We start from the raw sequence: 15,396 nt of genomic DNA on the forward strand, positions 1-15,396 counted from the left end.
CGATTTCGCCTGGCCGGAAAATGCTCTAGGAACGCGCGATGCGCCCCACCGCCCGAGCCCTGCTGCTGCTGTCCACCCTGGCCAGCGGCGCCATCACCGCCCTTCCCGCCCCCGCCTGGGCCCAGCGGGGCCTGGCGCCTGCGCCCGCGCCGGCGTCCCAGGTGAACCGCATCGTCGCCGTCATCAATGGCGACATCGTCACCCAGGCCGATGTCGATGGCCGCCGGCGGCTTTTCGCCCTGAATGCCGGGCTGAACATGACGCCCGAGGTGCTGCAGCGCCTGACGCCGCAGGTCACCCGCCTGCTGGTGGATGAGCGCCTGCGCATGCAGGAGATCCAGCGCCGCCGGATCCCGGTCACCGACAACGACATCGCCACAGCTGTGGCCGAGCTGGAGCGCCGCAACGGCCTGCCCGCGGGCGGCCTGGTGGCCCAGCTGCGCCGCGCCGGGGTGGAGCCGCGCGTGCTGTACGACCAGCTGCGCGTGCAGATCGGCTGGGCGCGGCTGGTGCGCCAGCTGCTGGGGCCGCAGGCGGAGCCGAGCGAGGCCGAGGTGGCGGAGCTGATCGCCAGCCAGCGCGCCCGCACCGGACAGCCGGAATACCTGGTCAGCGAGATCTTCATCCCCGTCGACGATCCGACGGAGGAGGACGAGGTTCGCAGCTTCGTGGATGAGGTGGTGAGCCAGCTGCGCCGCGGCGTGCCCTTCCCCGTGGCGGCGACCCAGTTCAGCCAGTCCCAGACCGCGCTGCAGGGCGGCGACCTCGGCTGGGTGGGGGCGGAGGCGCTGGACCGGGAGGTGGCGGATGTAGTCCGCCAGATGCCGCCCGGCGCCATCGCCAACCCGATCCGCGTGCCCGGCGGCTTCCAGATCGTGGCCCTGCGCCAGAAGCGGGAGGTGGGGCGCGACATGGCCACCATCCTGACGCTGCGCCAGGCCTTCTTTCCCTTCTCCTCGCCGCTCGACCCCAACAATCCGACGCAGCAGCAGATCCAGACGGTGGAGCGGGCGCGCGCCCTTTCCGCCTCCGCCCGCAGCTGCGAGGCGGTGGAGGCCGCGGCGCGGGCGAATGGCAGCGGGCGCGACCCGGATCCGGGCGAGGTGCGGCTGGAAGGCGTGCAGCCGCCGCCGCTGCGCCAGCTGATCGCCGGCCTGCAGCCCGGCCGCGCCAGCCAGCCGGTGATCGCGCCCGATGGCGTGGCCGTCATCATGGTCTGCACGCGGGAGACGCGGAACCAGGCGGAGCTGACGCCGGACGCCGCCCGCGCCCAGCTGGTGCGCGACCGCGCCGAGCTGCTGTCCCGCCAGATCCAGCGCGACCTGCGCCGGCGCGCGCAGATCGAGATGCGCAGTTGAAACCGCCGCCCCGCCCCAAAAGCCCTCTCCCCCCGAAGGGGGGGGAGGGTTGGGTGGGGGGGGCCGCGCCGAATGATCGGGCCGGCGACAGCCCGTGATTCCCCCCCTCCCCTCGCTCCGCGACACCGTCCGCGAATACGGCCTGGATGCGCGCAAGTCCCTGGGCCAGCACTTCCTGCTCGACCCCGCCATCTGCGCCCGCATCGCCGCCCTGGCCGGCGACCTCTCGGGGCGGCAGGTGCTGGAGGTGGGGCCGGGGCCGGGCGGGCTGACCCGCGCCCTGCTGGCCACGCCGGCCGCGCATGTGCTGGCGGTGGAGCTGGACCGGCGCGCCATCGCGGCGCAGCAGGTCCTGGCCGCGCACCATCCCGGCCGGCTGACGGTGCGGGAGGCCGATGCGATGCAGATCGACCCGCTGGCCGAGATGCCGGCGCCGCGCCGCATCATCGCCAACCTGCCCTATAATGTCGCGACGCCGCTGCTGGTCGGCTGGCTGCGCCAGGCGGCGGGCATCGAGGGCATGACCCTGATGTTCCAGCAGGAAGTGGCGGAACGCATCTGCGCCGCACCGGGCAGCGACGCCTATGGCCGGCTTGGCGTGCTGGCGCAGTGGCGCTGCCGGGCGCAGTTCCTGCTGAGCCTGCCGCCGGGCGCCTTCAGCCCGCCGCCCAAGGTTTTTTCCGCAGTCGTCGGCCTGACGCCGCACGCCGAGGATCCCGGCCCGGCCCTGTTTGCCGCCATGGAGCGCACGACGGCCGCCGCCTTCGGCCAGCGCCGCAAGATGCTGCGCGGTTCGCTGAAGCAGCTGGGCCAGGCGGAGGCGCTGCTGGAGGCGGCGGGCATCGCCGGGGAAAGGCGGGCGGAGACACTGACCATCGCCGAATTCGACCGCCTGGCCCGCGCCCTTCTGGCCCGCGAGTCCCCCGCCGGGGTTGCCTGAGCGGCGCCGCACGGGTTTGGTGCGACCCCTGATCACAGGAGACTCGCACAATGCTGCCGCCGGATGACCAGCTCACCCTCTGCTTCGCCCATGTCGCCTATCGCTTCGCCGAGCGTTACGCGCAGCGCGGCGGCAGGCTGAAGCATTTCGAGGTGCGCAGCCTGGAGGAGCTGGAGGCGCGGATCGGCGAGGCCGATGTGCTGCTGGTCTCCGGCATGTGGCGCAACCACCTGGCGGCCAAGGCGCCGCGCCTGAAATTCATCCAGTCGATCAGCGCGGGCGTCGACCAGTACGACAAGGCGGTGCTGGCGGGGGCGGGCATCCGGCTGGCCTCCGCCCAGGGGGCCAATGCCAATGCGGTCTCCGAACACGCCATGTCGCTGATCCTGGCCCAGGCCCGGCTGCTGCCGCAGGCGCGCGACAACCAAGTGAAGCAGCACTGGCGCGGCATGATCGGTGACCTGACCCAGCGCGAGGATGAGCTGGGCGGCAAGACGCTGCTGGTGGTGGGCATCGGCCGTATCGGTGGGCGGCTGGCGCGGCTGGCCAAGGCTTTTGATATGAAGGTGATCGGCCTGCGGCAGGACCCGGCCAAGGGCAGCGAAGGCGCCGACGAGATCCACGGCATGGACCAGCTGCACGCCCAGCTTGCTCGTGCCGACATCGTGGCGCTGTGCTGCGCGCTGACGCCGGAGACGCGCGGCCTGATGAATGCCGCCGCCTTCGCCGCCATGAAGCCCGGCGCGACGCTGGTCAACGTGGCGCGCGGCGCGGTCTGCGATGAGGCGGCGCTGATCGCGGCGCTCAGCTCCGGCCAGCTCGGCCAGGCGGCGCTGGATGTGACGGTGGAGGAGCCGCTGGCGGCGGCAAGCCCGCTCTGGACCCTGCCCAATGTCTTCATCACGCCGCACACCGGCGGCGAGACCCGGGCCTATGAGGGCAATGTGCTGGACCTGCTGGAGGCGAACCTGCCGCGACTGCGGGCCGGGGAGAAGCTGGTCAACCAGGTGGTCTGAGCGCGCCGGATCCGCCGCCTCGGATCCCGCAACACGCGGTTACGATCTGCAAAAGGATGCGGTTTGAACACCGCCCCGAAGTCCCGTATCGGCCTGGGCGACCAGCCGCAGACGGAGACTTCGGGCGATGGAGCATCCTTCGCGGAAGGCCGGCCGCAAGCCCAGCAAGGCGCTCGATGCCGCGATCCTGTCCGCGGCGCTGGAGGCCCTGGCGGAGGTGGGGTTCGAGCCGCTGTCGATCGCCGATGTCGCGCGGCGCGCGGGCACCACGCCGCCCGCGATCTACCGTCGCTTCTCCAACAAGCCGAAGCTGTTGCTGGCCGCGCTGGCGGATGACCTGGCGAAGATCCGCGATCCGGCGACGGACTGTGGCAGCCTGCGCGCCGACCTGCTGGACTGGATCGGCATCATCGTGCGCGAGCTCTCCCCGAGCCGCATGCGAATCCTGGGCAGCCTGGTCTTCCAGGCCCGGCGGGATCCGGAGCCGATCGCGCTGCTGACGGAAACGGCGCACCGCCTGGGGGCAAGGCACTGGGACATGATCATCACGCGCGCGGTGCGGCGGGGCGACCTGCCATCGCGCGCCTTGCCCGCCGTGTTCAGGCGGCTGCCGGCCGCGCTGGTGACCTACCAGGCGATGTTCCCGCGCCCGCCGGAGGATGCGGAGGCGATTGCGGAACTGGTCGATGCCGTGATGCTGCCGGCGATCCTGGCGGCGGCGCGGCCTGGCGCCCGGACAGAGCGAAGCGGCGTCTTGCCTTGATTTCCGCGCCATTGCGGCGCATATGCGCTGCATCCCGCCCGGCCCCGCCAAGCGCCTGTCATCGCGCCTGCGGGGCGCCCCCGCCGAGTACGCGTCCCGATGGGGTGCGCGCAGGTGGCGGGCAGGTCCGAGGCATGCAGAGAACCAAGCACGTTGAGCGATCATAGCGACGCGACCGCCCCGCGCGCGGCCGAGACCGAACACACCGAAGCCGCCACGGGTCCCGTCGAGACGGGTGCCACCGAAGCGGGCCAGGCCGCGACGCCGGAAGTCGCGCCGCGCAAGCGGCGGGCGCCCAGCGCGCGCACGCCCCGCGCCGCCAAGGCCGCGCCTGCGGAGGCCGCGCCCGGCGAGGCCGAGGCCGAGGCCGCCCCGGCCCCCAAGCGCAAGACCACCCGGTCCCGCGCCAAGGCCGTGGCGCCGGCGGAAGATTCCGCCCCTGTGACCGCGCCCGAGGAGACGGGTGCCCAGGAGAGCGAGGCGGTGGCGGAGGCTCCGGTGACGGAGACTCTGGTGACGGAGACTCCGGTGACGGAAACTCTGGCCGAGGCGCAGCCGGAGACGCAGGCCGAGCCCGAGGCAGAGCCGCTGTCTCCGGAAGCCCAGGCCGAGGCCGAGCAGGATGCCGAGGAAGCCGCGAGCTGGGCCGCCGAGGAACCGCCGCGCACCACCTTCGCCGATCTCGGCCTGTCCGAGCCCATCCTGCGCGCGGTGGCCGAGACCGGTTACCTGCACCCCACGCCGATCCAGGAACAGGCGATCCCGATCGTCCTGATGGGCCGCGACGTGCTGGGCTGCGCGCAGACCGGCACCGGCAAGACCGCCGGCTTCACCCTGCCGATGCTCGACATCCTGGCCGGGTCGCGGGCCAAGGCGCGCATGCCGCGCAGCCTGATCCTGGAGCCGACGCGGGAGCTGGCCCTTCAGGTGGCCGAGAACTTCGTCAAGTACGGCAAGCACCTGAACCTGAACCATGCCCTGCTGATCGGCGGCGAGAGCATGAACGACCAGCGCGACGTGCTGGAGAAGGGCGTCGACGTGCTGATCGCGACGCCGGGCCGGCTGCTGGACCTGTTCGATCGCGGCCGCATCCTGCTGGCGGATTGCAAGGTGCTCGTCATCGACGAGGCCGACCGCATGCTGGACATGGGATTCATCCCGGATGTTGAGCGCATCGTCTCCATGCTGCCGCGCATGCGCCAGACGCTGTTCTTCTCCGCCACCATGGCGCCGGAAATCCGCCGCCTGGCCGATGCCTTCCTGCAGAACCCGCGCGAGATCACCGTCTCCGCCCCCGCCACCGTGGCCACGACCATCACCACCGGCCTCGCCTGGGTGCATCCGCATGAGAAGCGGGAGGCGCTGCGCCGGCTGCTGAACAAGGAGGACGTGCAGAACGCCCTGATCTTCTGCAACCGGAAGGTCGAGGTCGACATCCTCTACAAGTCGCTGAAGAAGCACGGCTTCTCGGTCGGCGCGCTGCATGGCGACCTGGAACAGTCGGTGCGCTTCGCGACGCTGAACAAGTTCAAGGCGAATGAGCTGCAGCTGCTGGTCTGCAGCGATGTCGCGGCGCGCGGCCTCGACATCGGCGGGCTCAGCCATGTCTTCAACTTCGACGTGCCCTTCCATGCGGAGGACTATGTCCACCGTATCGGCCGCACCGGCCGCGCCGGGCGCCAGGGCCATGCCTATTCGCTGGCAGCGCCCGAGGATGCGAAATCCGTCGCCGCGATCGAGCGCCTGACCGGCAAGCCGATCCCGCGCATGGAGATCGAGGGTCTGGCGCCGGTGACGGCCGAGGAGATCGAGGAGGGCGCCAAGGCCCGCCGCGGTCGCGGCGGCCGCGGGGCGCCCGTCGGGCGCGATGCCGGCCGCGGGCGTGACGCCGGGCGCGGCCGGGATGGGGCTCGGGACGCTGGGCGCGGCCGGGGCGATGGCCCGCGCCGCGACGCGCCGCCGCCGCCGCGGGCCGAGGAGGCCGTGCGCGCCGACCGTCCGCCGCGGGAGGAGCGCGCGCCGCGCGACGACCGAGGCCCGCGCCGCGAGGCCCGCCCGCCGCGGGACGAGGCCCGCCCGCCGCGGGACGAGGCGCGTCCGCCGCGTGACGATCGCGGTCCGCGCCGCGACGGCCGGCCGGATACCCGCCGCGACCCCGGCCCGCGTGAGGCGCCGCAGTCGATGGAAGCGCGGCGCGAGGAATTCCGCCGCGAGCGCCGCGAGGACCGCGATGCCGGCCCCACGCCGCGCGGATTCGGTGATACCGTGCCGGCCTTCATGCTGCTGACCGTGCCGAAGCCCCGGCGCGACGCGTCCTCGGACGCCGAGGCCGCCTGACCCCATCGCCCCGAAAGGGGTTAGGGCGCGGTTGCCGGATGGCGGGGACCGCGCCAGATTGACGGGACGGGGTCCGCACGCCCCGGCCTGTCGCCCTTGTCGTAGTTCGGGCCCTTAACCTGGCTTTGCCGGATCAGAGGCCGCCCGCCAGGAGGACTCCATGAACGTCGTCACCCCGGTTCCCAATAGCGCCGGCGCCCCTATCGAGGCGCAGGGCACGGCGAAGAAGGCCAGCCATTCCAGCTTCACCTGGGACGATCCCCTGCTGCTGGACCAGGCGCTGACCGAGGACGAGCGCATGATCCGCGATGCGGCGCGCGAGTTCTGCCAGGAAAAGCTGATGCCGCGCGTGCTCATGGCGAACCGGAACGAGTCCTTCGACCGGGAGATCATGAACGAGTTCGGCGAGATGGGCTTTCTGGGCGCGACGCTGGATGGCTATGGCTGCGCCGGCGTGAGCTATGTGTCCTACGGCCTGATGTCGCGCGAGGTTGAGCGCGTGGATAGCGGCTATCGCTCCGCCTTCTCCGTGCAGTCCTCCCTGGTCATGTACCCGATCCATGCCTTCGGGTCGGAGGAGCAGAAGCAGAAGTTCCTGCCGAAGCTGCGGACTGGCGAATGGGTGGGCTGCTTCGGCCTGACCGAGCCGGATGCGGGCTCCGACCCCTCCTCCATGCGCACCCGCGCCAAGAAGGTGGATGGCGGCTACCTGGTCAGCGGCTCCAAGACCTGGATCACCAATTCGCCGATCGCCGATGTGGCGGTGGTCTGGGCGAAGGACGATGAGGGGATTCTCCGCGGCTTCCTGCTGGAGCGCGGCATGAAGGGCCTGACCTTCCCGAAGATCGAGGGCAAGTTCAGCCTGCGCGCCTCGGTCACCGGCATGATCATGATGGATGAGGTCTTCGTTCCCGAGGAGAACAAGCTCCCGGGCGTGAAGTCGCTCGCCGGGCCGTTCTCCTGCCTCAACCGGGCGCGCTACGGCATCGCCTGGGGTGCGCTGGGTGCCGCCGAATTCTGCTGGCACGCCGCCCGCGAATACACGCTGAACCGCAAGATGTTCGGCCGGCCGCTGGCGCAGACGCAGCTGATCCAGAAGAAGCTGGCCGATATGCAGACCGAGATCACGCTGGGCCTGCATGCCGTGCTGCGCGTCGGCCGGCTGTTCGATGAGCACAAGGTCGCGCCGGAGATGATCTCCCTGGTCAAGCGCAACAATTGCGGCAAGGCGCTGGATATCGCCCGCATGTCCCGCGACATGCATGGCGGCAACGGGATCGTGGACGAGTACCACGTGATCCGCCACGTCATGAACCTGGAGACGGTGAACACCTATGAGGGCACGCATGACGTCCATGCGCTGATCCTCGGCCGGGCGCAGACCGGGCTGAACGCCTTCGGGGGCTGACCACGCTTCCCCTCCCCCTGCTTGCGGGGGGAGGGTTTGCGGTCCCGCCGCGACGGGTGGGGGCCTGCGCCCCTATCCTGACCGCGGCGCCTCAGCGTCCCGCGACTCTCAAGCACCTGCGACGGCAAGATCGCGCTGTCGCCCAGGATCAGGTGCCGTCGCGGCTCAGCACGATGTCGCAGTGCTCGAGGCCCGGCATCTGCGCCGCAGGAATCGGGGTCAGCGCGCCGTCGCGCTCGATGCGATGGCAGCGGAAGCCCAGCCCTTCGACCCAATTGGCGAGTTCCGCCACGTCGCCGCGCGCGGCCAGCATCACCGGCGACCATTCCATCACCACCACCAGGCGGGGGGACCGCGCGATCAGCTGCTGGGCGCCCAGCAGCACCAGCCCCTCCGTCCCCTCCGCATCCATGCGCAGCAGATCCAGCGAGGGCAGCTCGGCCAGGGCATCGTCCAGCCGGACGGCGGGGACGGCGAAGCCCTCGGTGTAGTTGGCCGCGGCCACGGCGATGGCCAGGTGGGCGCTGCCGGTCTGCTCGGGATCGGCAGCGAAGCGCACCTCCCCGGGCTCGTGCAGCACCGCCATCTCCCGCAGCGTCACCCGGCTGTGCAGGTGGTTGGCGGCGATGGTCCGGCGCAGCAGCGGCAGCACCTTGGGATAGGGTTCGAAGCTGTGGATATGGCCGCCGGCGCCCACCGCCTCCGCCATCACCAGCGTATGGAAGCCGAGGCTGGCGCCGACCTCCGCCACCTGCATCCCGGGCTTCAGGCGCTGGCGCAGCACCGTCTCCACATGCGGTTCCCACTGGCCGCGCAGGATGATCTCCGGTGTCATCCCCGCATCATCGCCCGGCAGGTAGATCTTGCGGCCGAAGTGGGTCAGGGCCAAACCCATCCCATTGCCGAGATAGTACCACTCGCGCGGCTGCCGCAGACTGCGGCGCAGCAAGGAATTCAGCTTGTCGAGCATGGAGCCCCGTCCTGGTTTGGCCCCCCATCGCACCCAGCCGGGCGCGATGCAACCGGAGGCGGAGGTCACGATTGCCCGCCTGGGCTCGGCCGGCGACGGCGTGGCGGAAACGCCGGAGGGCCCGGTCTTCCTCGCCGGCACCCTGCCGGGGGAGCGGGTGCTGGCCCGGATGGCCGGGCGACGCGGCGAGGGGCAGGCGGCGGAACCGCTTGAGATCCGGGCGGCGAGCCCCGACCGGGTGGCGCCGCCCTGCCCGCATTTCCTGGTGGAATGCGGCGCCTGCGCCCTGCAGCACTGGGCGATGCCCGCCTATGCGGCCTGGAAGCGCGCCCGGCTGGTGGATGCGCTGGAGCGCGCGGGCCAGCCGGCGACCCCGGTGGCGGAGATGGTGATCGCGGCACCCAATACCCGGCGCCGCGCCGACCTGGCGCTGAAGCGGCTGCAGGGCGGCGCCATGGCGCTCGGCTTCCACCAGCGCGGCAGCGCGGCGGTGGCGGACCTGGCCACCTGCCATGTGCTGGACCCGGTGCTGGTGGCGCTGTTCCGGCCGCTGCGCGAATTGCTGCGGCGGATGCCGGCGCTGAAGCGGGAAGGCTCGGCGGTGCTGAACCTGCTGGATTCGGGGCCGGACCTGCTGCTGCGCACGGATGGGCCGCTGGATGCCCCGCAGCGCGCCATGCTGGCCGCCTTCGGCACCGCGCATGGCATTCCCCGCATCGCCTGGGCGCTGAAGGACGGGCCGGTGGAGAATGCGGCGCAGGCCGGGCCGGTGCGGCTGGATCTCTCGGGGGTTTCGGTGGCGCCGCCGCCGGGCGCCTTCCTGCAGGCGGCGCCGGAGGGTGAGGCCGCCATCATCGCCGCCGTCCTGGCCGGGCTGTCCGCCCAGAAACTGCCGGTGCGGGCGCGGATCGCGGATCTCTATGCCGGGATCGGCACGCTGTCCTTCCCGCTTTCCGCCCGCGGCCGCGTCGCGGCCTATGAGGGCGATGCGGCGGCCGTCGCTGCGCTGGATGCCGGGGCGCGCAAGGCCGGCGGCCGGGTGGAGGCGATCCGCCGCGACCTGGCCTATCGCCCCCTGCTGCCGGCAGAGCTGAACGCTTTCGGCGCCGTGGTGCTGGACCCGCCCTATGCCGGCGCGGCGGAGCAGGTGGCGCAGATCACCCGCAGCAAGGTGCCGGTGGTGATCTATGTCTCCTGCAACCCGGTGGCGCTGGCCCGCGACGCGGCGGCGCTGGTGAAAGCGGGGTTCAAGGCGGTCTCGGCCGTGCCGGTGGACCAGTTCCGCTGGTCGCCGCACCTGGAATCGGTGGTCAGCTTCCGGCGCTGAGAGGCCGTTTGAGAATTCCGGCGGCTGAGGGTTCGCAGGGGATTTTTCGTCCTGGGAGGGCGCTGGGCGCAGCCGATACTGGTTGCATCTGCAAGACCTGCAACGCAGCCAGGGCGGAAAAGCCCCGCGAAACCCACCGACCGGTGTTCTCAAACGGCCTCTGAGGCTCGACCGCGAAAGATCGTTGCGCGGAACCATGGCTGGGGGCTTGCATCCGACCCCCCGCATCCAACCTGACCGCTGCAACGAAGCGGGAGAGGCTTCCATGGATCGCCGTCACCTCATGCTGGGCGCCGCCGGCGCCCTGGCCGCCCCGGCGCTTTGGCGCGCCTCACCCGCCCTGGCGCAGGGCGCCCCCGCCGCGGCGCCGGCCCCCCTCGCCCAGCCGCCGGGCTTCTACCGCTTCCGGGTCGGCAGCCGCACCGTGACCATGCTGCATGACGGCAGCCGCGCCATCCCGCTGGCTCAGGGCTTCGTGCCCGCCACGCCGCTGGCGGAGGTGCAGCGCGTGCTGGCGGAGAGCTTCCTGCCCACCGACACCTTCCGCATCCCCTTCACCCTGACCTGCCTGGAGACGCCGAACGGCCTGGTGCTGTTCGACACCGGCAATGGGCCGCAGCCGGCGGGCGCGCCGGTCGGGCTGCTGGCGGCGAATATGCGCGCTGCCGGGCTGGACCCGGCCCGCGTCACCACCGTGGTCTTCAGCCATTTCCACGGCGACCATGTCGGCGGCCTGCTGAATGCCGATGGCAGCGCCGCCTTCCCGAATGCGGAACTGGTGGTGCCCGCCTCCGAATGGGCCTGGTGGACCGATACCGGCAATGAAAGCCGCAGCCCGGAGTCGCAGCGCGGCACCTTCCCCAATGTCGCGCGCCGCTTCGCCCCCTATCAGGGCAAGGTCCGGCAGATCGCGGCGGATGCCGAGGTGCTGCCGGGCGTCACCGCCATCGCCGCGCATGGCCATACGCCGGGCCATACCGTCTATCGGATCGCCGATGGCGCGGAGCAGCTGATCTTCCTGGCCGACCTCACCAACCGGCCGGAACTGTTCGCCCGCCGCCCGGATTTCCGCGTGGCCTTCGACTTCGACCCCGCGGCGGCGGAAGCGACGCGGCGGCGCATCCTCGACATGGTCAGCACCGACCGCATCCGCGTCACCGGCTACCACTTCCCCTTCCCCGCCACCGGCCATATGGCCAAGGACGGCCAGGGCTATCGTTTCGTGGCTTCCGACTGGTCGGCGGCCGGCTGAGGAGAGACCCGATGATCGACCGCCGCACCCTTCTCGCCGCCGGCAGCGCCGCTGCCCTGGCCCCTACCCTGCCCGCCCTGGCGCAGGGCGCCGCCGTGACGCCCCCCTTCCACCACGTGATGGTGGGCGGGCTGCGCGCCACGGTGGTGAATGACGGCGCCGCGACGCGGCCCGATGCCACCCAGGGCTTTGTGGTGAACGCCCAGCCGGCGCAGGTGGCCGCCGCGCTGCAGGCCGGCGGCACGCCCGGCCCGGCGCTGGTGAACCCCTACAACGTCACCGTGGTCCGCACGCCGCGCGGCCTGGTGCTGCTGGATGCCGGCACCGGCGCAACCCCCGCCATGCAGGTGAACATGCGCAATGCCGGGCTGGACCCGGCCGAGGTGGTGCTGGTCGCGCATACGCATTTCCACGGCGACCATATTGGCGGGCTGCTGGCCGCCGATGGCAGCCCGGCCTTCCCGAATGCGCAGATCGCGGTGCCGGAGGTCGAATGGACCTTCTGGATGGATCCCGCCGAGGAAGCCCGCGCCAGCGAGATGCGGCGCCCCGGCTTCGCCAATGCCCGCCGCCGCTTCGCCCCCTATGCGGGGCGGATCACCCGCTTCGCGCCGGGCGCGCAGGTGGCGCCGGGGATCACCGCCGTCGCAACGTCGGGGCACTCGCCCGGCCATGTCTCCTACCTGGTGGCGGATGGCGACAGGCAGCTGATGGTGATCGGCGATGCCATCACCACGCCGGCGCTCTTCATGGCCAATCCCGAATGGTATCCGGTCTTCGACATGGACCCGACCCAGGCGGTGGCGACGCGCAAGCGCCTGCTGGACCAGCTGGCGACGGACCGCATCGCGGTGGTCGGCTATCACTTCCCGATGCCGGCGACCGGCATGGTGGAGCGCGCGGGCAGCGGCTATCGGCTGGTGCCGCTGGCCTGACGAGCTCTGGGGCGGGCTGCGCTACCGCCCCAGCGCCTCGGGGTTCACGCAGGCATCCGACGGCAGCGCCTCGCCGCGCAGCACCGCCAGCGCATGGATGGTGGCGGCCTGGGCGGTGGCGCTGCGGGCGACGGTGGTGGCGGCGCCCATATGCGGGCTCAGCAGCGTATTGGGGCAGCCCACCAGGGGGTTGCCGCCGGGCGGTGGCGGCTCGGTGGAGAGAACATCCAGCCCCGCCCCGTAGATCCGGCCTGCGCGCAGCACCTCGGCCAGCGCCGCCTCATCGATCAGCCCGCCGCGGCCGGTATTCACCAGGATCGCCTCCTTCCCCAGCAGCGCCAGCTCCGCCGCGCCGATCATGCCGCGGTTCTGCGGATTCATCGGCGCGTGCAGCGACACCACATCGGATTGCGCCAGCAGCGCATGCAGGGACGGTGCGGCGCTGACGGGCGAAATGTCGCCGCGCCGCGCCAAGTTGGGGCTGTAGGCCGAGACCTTCATGCCAATCGCCAGCGCCATGCGCGCCAGGTTCTGGGCGATGCGCCCATAGCCAACCAGGCCCAGGCGGCGGCCGTAGAGCTCGATCCCCAACCGGCTGCGGTCCCAGCCACCGGCCTGGGTCAGCCGGTCGTGGTGCGGGATGTTCCGCGCCACGGCGAGGATCAGGCCCAGGCTGTATTCCGCCACCGACTGCGCATTCGCGCCCACCGCCGTCAGCACCGGGATGCCGCGGGCGCTGGCGCCGGCGACGTCGATCAGGTCGTAGCCGACCGCGGCGCGGGAAATCACGCGCAGCGTCGGGCAGGCGGCCATCGCCTCCCCGGTGATCGGGATGGCGCGGGAGATGACGCCCTGCACCGGGGTGGTGGCGAGCTTGTGCTCCATCTCCGCCCGCCCGCCTTCGAGGGAGACGAAATCCACCGTGCAGCCGGCGGCCTGGAGCAGCGCCAGGCCCGCCTGTTCCAGGCGCGCGGCGGTGACGAGGATATGGAAGGTCATGGCCCGGGGATCGCCCTTCCCGCCGCGCCGGTCAATACGCGCCCGCGCCTGAACTGGCCGCCGCCGCAGGGCGTTTGATGCGGGCGCCCGGCAGCAAGCGCGGGTCGCGATCACGGAGGAAGCCAGCATGGCGAATCAGCAGGGCAGCCAGGACAAGTCCGGCGGGAAGCACAGCGCCGAGGGCCAGAAGGGCGTGTCGCAGGACACGGTGGGCAGCGGCAAGGACAAGGACCCGAACAATTTTGCGAACGACCCGGAGCGCGCGGCGGAAGCCGGGCGCAAGGGCGGGCAGTCCCGCGGCAAGGGCTGAGCCGGCAGGGCTCAGCCGCGGCGCCGGAAGGTCAGCACCAGCACGTCGCGCCAGGCCGGGCGGGTCGCGTCATGCGGCACCACGGGCGTGACGCCGTGCAGGATGCGGTGGTCGTCCAGCAGCACGGCGTCCAGCGGCTGCGTCAGGGTGAAGGCGCCAAGGCGGGTGCCATCGGGGGTGGCGATCTCGGTCACCCCCTCATCCACATTCTCCCGCCGCACCAGCAGCACCAGCACCCAGTCCACGCCATCTCGATGCATGCCTTCCGGCGTCGGGCGGCCGGCGATATCGGGGCCGGCCTCGATGCGGAACTGATGCGCCTCGATATGCCAGTCCCGGCCGGGATCGGCGGCATCGAAGGCGGCGCGGGCCCAGTCGGCGATGCCGGCGAAGCCGGCGGAGGCGGTGATGGCCCGGGGGATGGGTTCGAAATGGCGCTGGATGCCGCCATTCAGCGGATTGTGGTCCCGCGCCTGCCAATGCGGGGCATCGGCCTCCCGCACCAGGCCGGGCGTGCCGGCGCGGGCGGAGAGCACGGCATGGCGTCGGCGGCGGTAGCGGCCGCCATCGGCCATGTGCTGATCCAGCGGCATGCCCTCCCAGCTTGCCGCGAAGGCGGGGAAATCGGCGAGGGCGGCCGGCGGCAGCGCCGCTTCGGTGGCCTCGGCCTGCAGATGGACAAAGCCGGCCTGCACCAGCGGGGTTTTCTCGGGGGTCATCGCGGGGATGTTAGGATCGCCCGTGACGGGGCGCGATGCGCGAAATTGTCATTCCCGCCCTGCATCGCCGCACCCCCGGCTGGCTAATCCAGCTTCACATTGCCCAGCTGCACGGCGCGACGGTAGATCTCCAGCTCCTCCCGGATCACCGCGCCGTAATGGGCGGAGGTCATCTGCGCCGGTGCCGGGATCTCGGCGCCCAGCGACATCAGGCGCTCCCGCGCCATGCCCTCGGACAGCGCGGCTTCCATGGCGCTGCGCAGCTTCTCCACCACCGGGGCCGGTGTGCCGGCGGGGGCCAGCATGCCGAGCGTGGTGCTGAGCTCCGGCTGCACGATGCCGGCCTCGCGCAGCGTCTCGACCTCCGGCAACAGCCGCGACCGGGCGGCGGAGGCGATGCCCAGGATGCGGGCGCGGCCATCGGCATGCAGCTGCAACGCGGAGGAGAGCTGGTCGAAGACCACCGGGATATTGCCGGCGATCAGGTCGTTTAGTGCCGGGCCAGTGCCGCGATAGGGCACATGCACCAGGTTGGCGCCGCTGCCGGCGTTGAACAGCTCGATCGCCAGATGCGCGCCGGAGCCGATGCCGGCGGTGCCGGCGGACATGCCGCCCGGCGTCGCCTTGGAGCGGGCGACGAATTCGACCAGGGTGCGCGCCGTGATGTCCTTCGCGACCATCAGCACGATCGGCACGCGATAGGTCATGCCGATCGGCGTGAAGTCGCGCAGCGGGTCATAGGGCAGGCGTTCCATCGCCACCGGAAAGATGGAGACGGGGGCGGTGCCGGTGATCAGGATGGTGTGGCCATCCGGCCGGGCGCGGGCCACAGCCTCCGTCCCCACGATGCCGCCGGCGCCGGCGCGGTTGTCGACCACCACCTGCTGGCCCAGCGCATGGCTCATCGCGGGGGCCAGCAGGCGGGCGGAGAAATCCACATTGCCGCCGGGCGGATAGGCAACGACCAGGCGCACCGGACGGTCCGGGAAAGTCTGGGCCAGGGCCGGCGTGGCCAGCAGGGCGGCGCCGGCGATGAGGGTGCTGCGGCGGGTGATCATGTTT

General features: G+C 71.9%; 14 protein-coding genes. 10 read left to right on the forward strand and 4 right to left on the reverse strand.

Annotated elements, in window-relative coordinates; all coding sequences use genetic code 11:
- Window positions 1-38 precede the first annotated feature (38 nt).
- The 6 genes from J3S20_RS14890 (at window position 39) to J3S20_RS14915 (ending at window position 7,822) form a co-directional block, all read left to right on the forward strand.
- Entirely contained in the window at window positions 39-1,358 is a 1,320-nt protein-coding gene (locus tag J3S20_RS14890) for a peptidylprolyl isomerase (RefSeq protein ID WP_216837281.1), read from the forward strand.
- Window positions 1,359-1,455: 97 nt separating this feature from the next.
- Window positions 1,456-2,298: a 16S rRNA (adenine(1518)-N(6)/adenine(1519)-N(6))-dimethyltransferase RsmA gene (gene rsmA, locus J3S20_RS14895; RefSeq protein WP_216837624.1), complete on the forward strand. Its 843-nt coding sequence runs from the start codon at window positions 1,456-1,458 to the stop codon at window positions 2,296-2,298.
- Between the two features lie 50 nt (window positions 2,299-2,348).
- Window positions 2,349-3,314 (forward strand): D-2-hydroxyacid dehydrogenase, encoded by a 966-nt coding sequence (locus J3S20_RS14900; protein WP_216837282.1) that lies wholly within the window; start codon window positions 2,349-2,351, stop codon window positions 3,312-3,314.
- Window positions 3,315-3,441: 127 nt separating this feature from the next.
- Entirely contained in the window at window positions 3,442-4,077 is a 636-nt protein-coding gene (locus J3S20_RS14905) for a TetR/AcrR family transcriptional regulator (protein ID WP_216837283.1), read from the forward strand.
- A gap of 153 nt (window positions 4,078-4,230) precedes the next feature.
- Window positions 4,231-6,414 carry a DEAD/DEAH box helicase gene (locus tag J3S20_RS14910; protein WP_379793686.1) on the forward strand — a complete coding sequence of 728 codons (2,184 nt, stop codon included), beginning with the start codon at window positions 4,231-4,233 and terminating at the stop codon, window positions 6,412-6,414.
- Between the two features lie 160 nt (window positions 6,415-6,574).
- The gene (locus J3S20_RS14915) at window positions 6,575-7,822 is read left to right on the forward strand and encodes an acyl-CoA dehydrogenase (protein ID WP_216837285.1); all 1,248 of its coding nucleotides are present in this window, start codon (window positions 6,575-6,577) and stop codon (window positions 7,820-7,822) included.
- Between the two features lie 148 nt (window positions 7,823-7,970).
- Here J3S20_RS14915 and J3S20_RS14920 read toward each other — a convergent pair whose 3' ends face one another.
- Window positions 7,971-8,792 (reverse strand): FkbM family methyltransferase, encoded by an 822-nt coding sequence (locus tag J3S20_RS14920; protein ID WP_216837286.1) that lies wholly within the window; start codon window positions 8,790-8,792, stop codon window positions 7,971-7,973.
- A 46-nt stretch (window positions 8,793-8,838) separates the two neighbouring features.
- On the opposite strand from J3S20_RS14920, the gene J3S20_RS14925 reads away from it, so the two are divergent.
- From J3S20_RS14925 to J3S20_RS14935, 3 genes are all read left to right on the forward strand, one after another.
- On the forward strand, window positions 8,839-10,119 hold the full coding sequence (locus J3S20_RS14925; protein WP_216837287.1) for a class I SAM-dependent RNA methyltransferase: 1,281 nt from the start codon (window positions 8,839-8,841) through the stop codon (window positions 10,117-10,119).
- Between the two features lie 265 nt (window positions 10,120-10,384).
- Entirely contained in the window at window positions 10,385-11,371 is a 987-nt protein-coding gene (locus J3S20_RS14930; protein ID WP_216837288.1) for an MBL fold metallo-hydrolase, read from the forward strand.
- A gap of 11 nt (window positions 11,372-11,382) precedes the next feature.
- A complete protein-coding gene (locus tag J3S20_RS14935; protein ID WP_216837289.1) occupies window positions 11,383-12,306 on the forward strand; it encodes an MBL fold metallo-hydrolase in 924 nt (307 codons plus the stop codon).
- A gap of 21 nt (window positions 12,307-12,327) precedes the next feature.
- Here the strand turns inward: J3S20_RS14935 and J3S20_RS14940 are convergent, their stop codons facing one another.
- Entirely contained in the window at window positions 12,328-13,305 is a 978-nt protein-coding gene (locus tag J3S20_RS14940) for a hydroxyacid dehydrogenase (RefSeq protein ID WP_216837290.1), read from the reverse strand.
- A gap of 127 nt (window positions 13,306-13,432) precedes the next feature.
- Between J3S20_RS14940 and J3S20_RS14945 the strand changes: the two genes are divergently transcribed.
- Complete coding sequence (locus J3S20_RS14945) at window positions 13,433-13,615, forward strand: KGG domain-containing protein (protein WP_216837291.1); 183 nt, start codon at window positions 13,433-13,435, stop codon at window positions 13,613-13,615.
- 11 nt (window positions 13,616-13,626) lie between these two features.
- On the opposite strand, the gene J3S20_RS14950 is transcribed toward J3S20_RS14945, so the two are convergent.
- Window positions 13,627-14,334 carry a 2OG-Fe dioxygenase family protein gene (locus J3S20_RS14950; protein ID WP_216837292.1) on the reverse strand — a complete coding sequence of 236 codons (708 nt, stop codon included), beginning with the start codon at window positions 14,332-14,334 and terminating at the stop codon, window positions 13,627-13,629.
- An 83-nt stretch (window positions 14,335-14,417) separates the two neighbouring features.
- Window positions 14,418-15,392: a Bug family tripartite tricarboxylate transporter substrate binding protein gene (locus tag J3S20_RS14955; protein ID WP_216837293.1), complete on the reverse strand. Its 975-nt coding sequence runs from the start codon at window positions 15,390-15,392 to the stop codon at window positions 14,418-14,420.
- Between the last annotated feature and the right edge of the window lie 4 nt (window positions 15,393-15,396).

Source organism: Falsiroseomonas tokyonensis (assembly GCF_019024325.1).
Lineage (GTDB): Bacteria > Pseudomonadota > Alphaproteobacteria > Acetobacterales > Acetobacteraceae > Falsiroseomonas > Falsiroseomonas tokyonensis.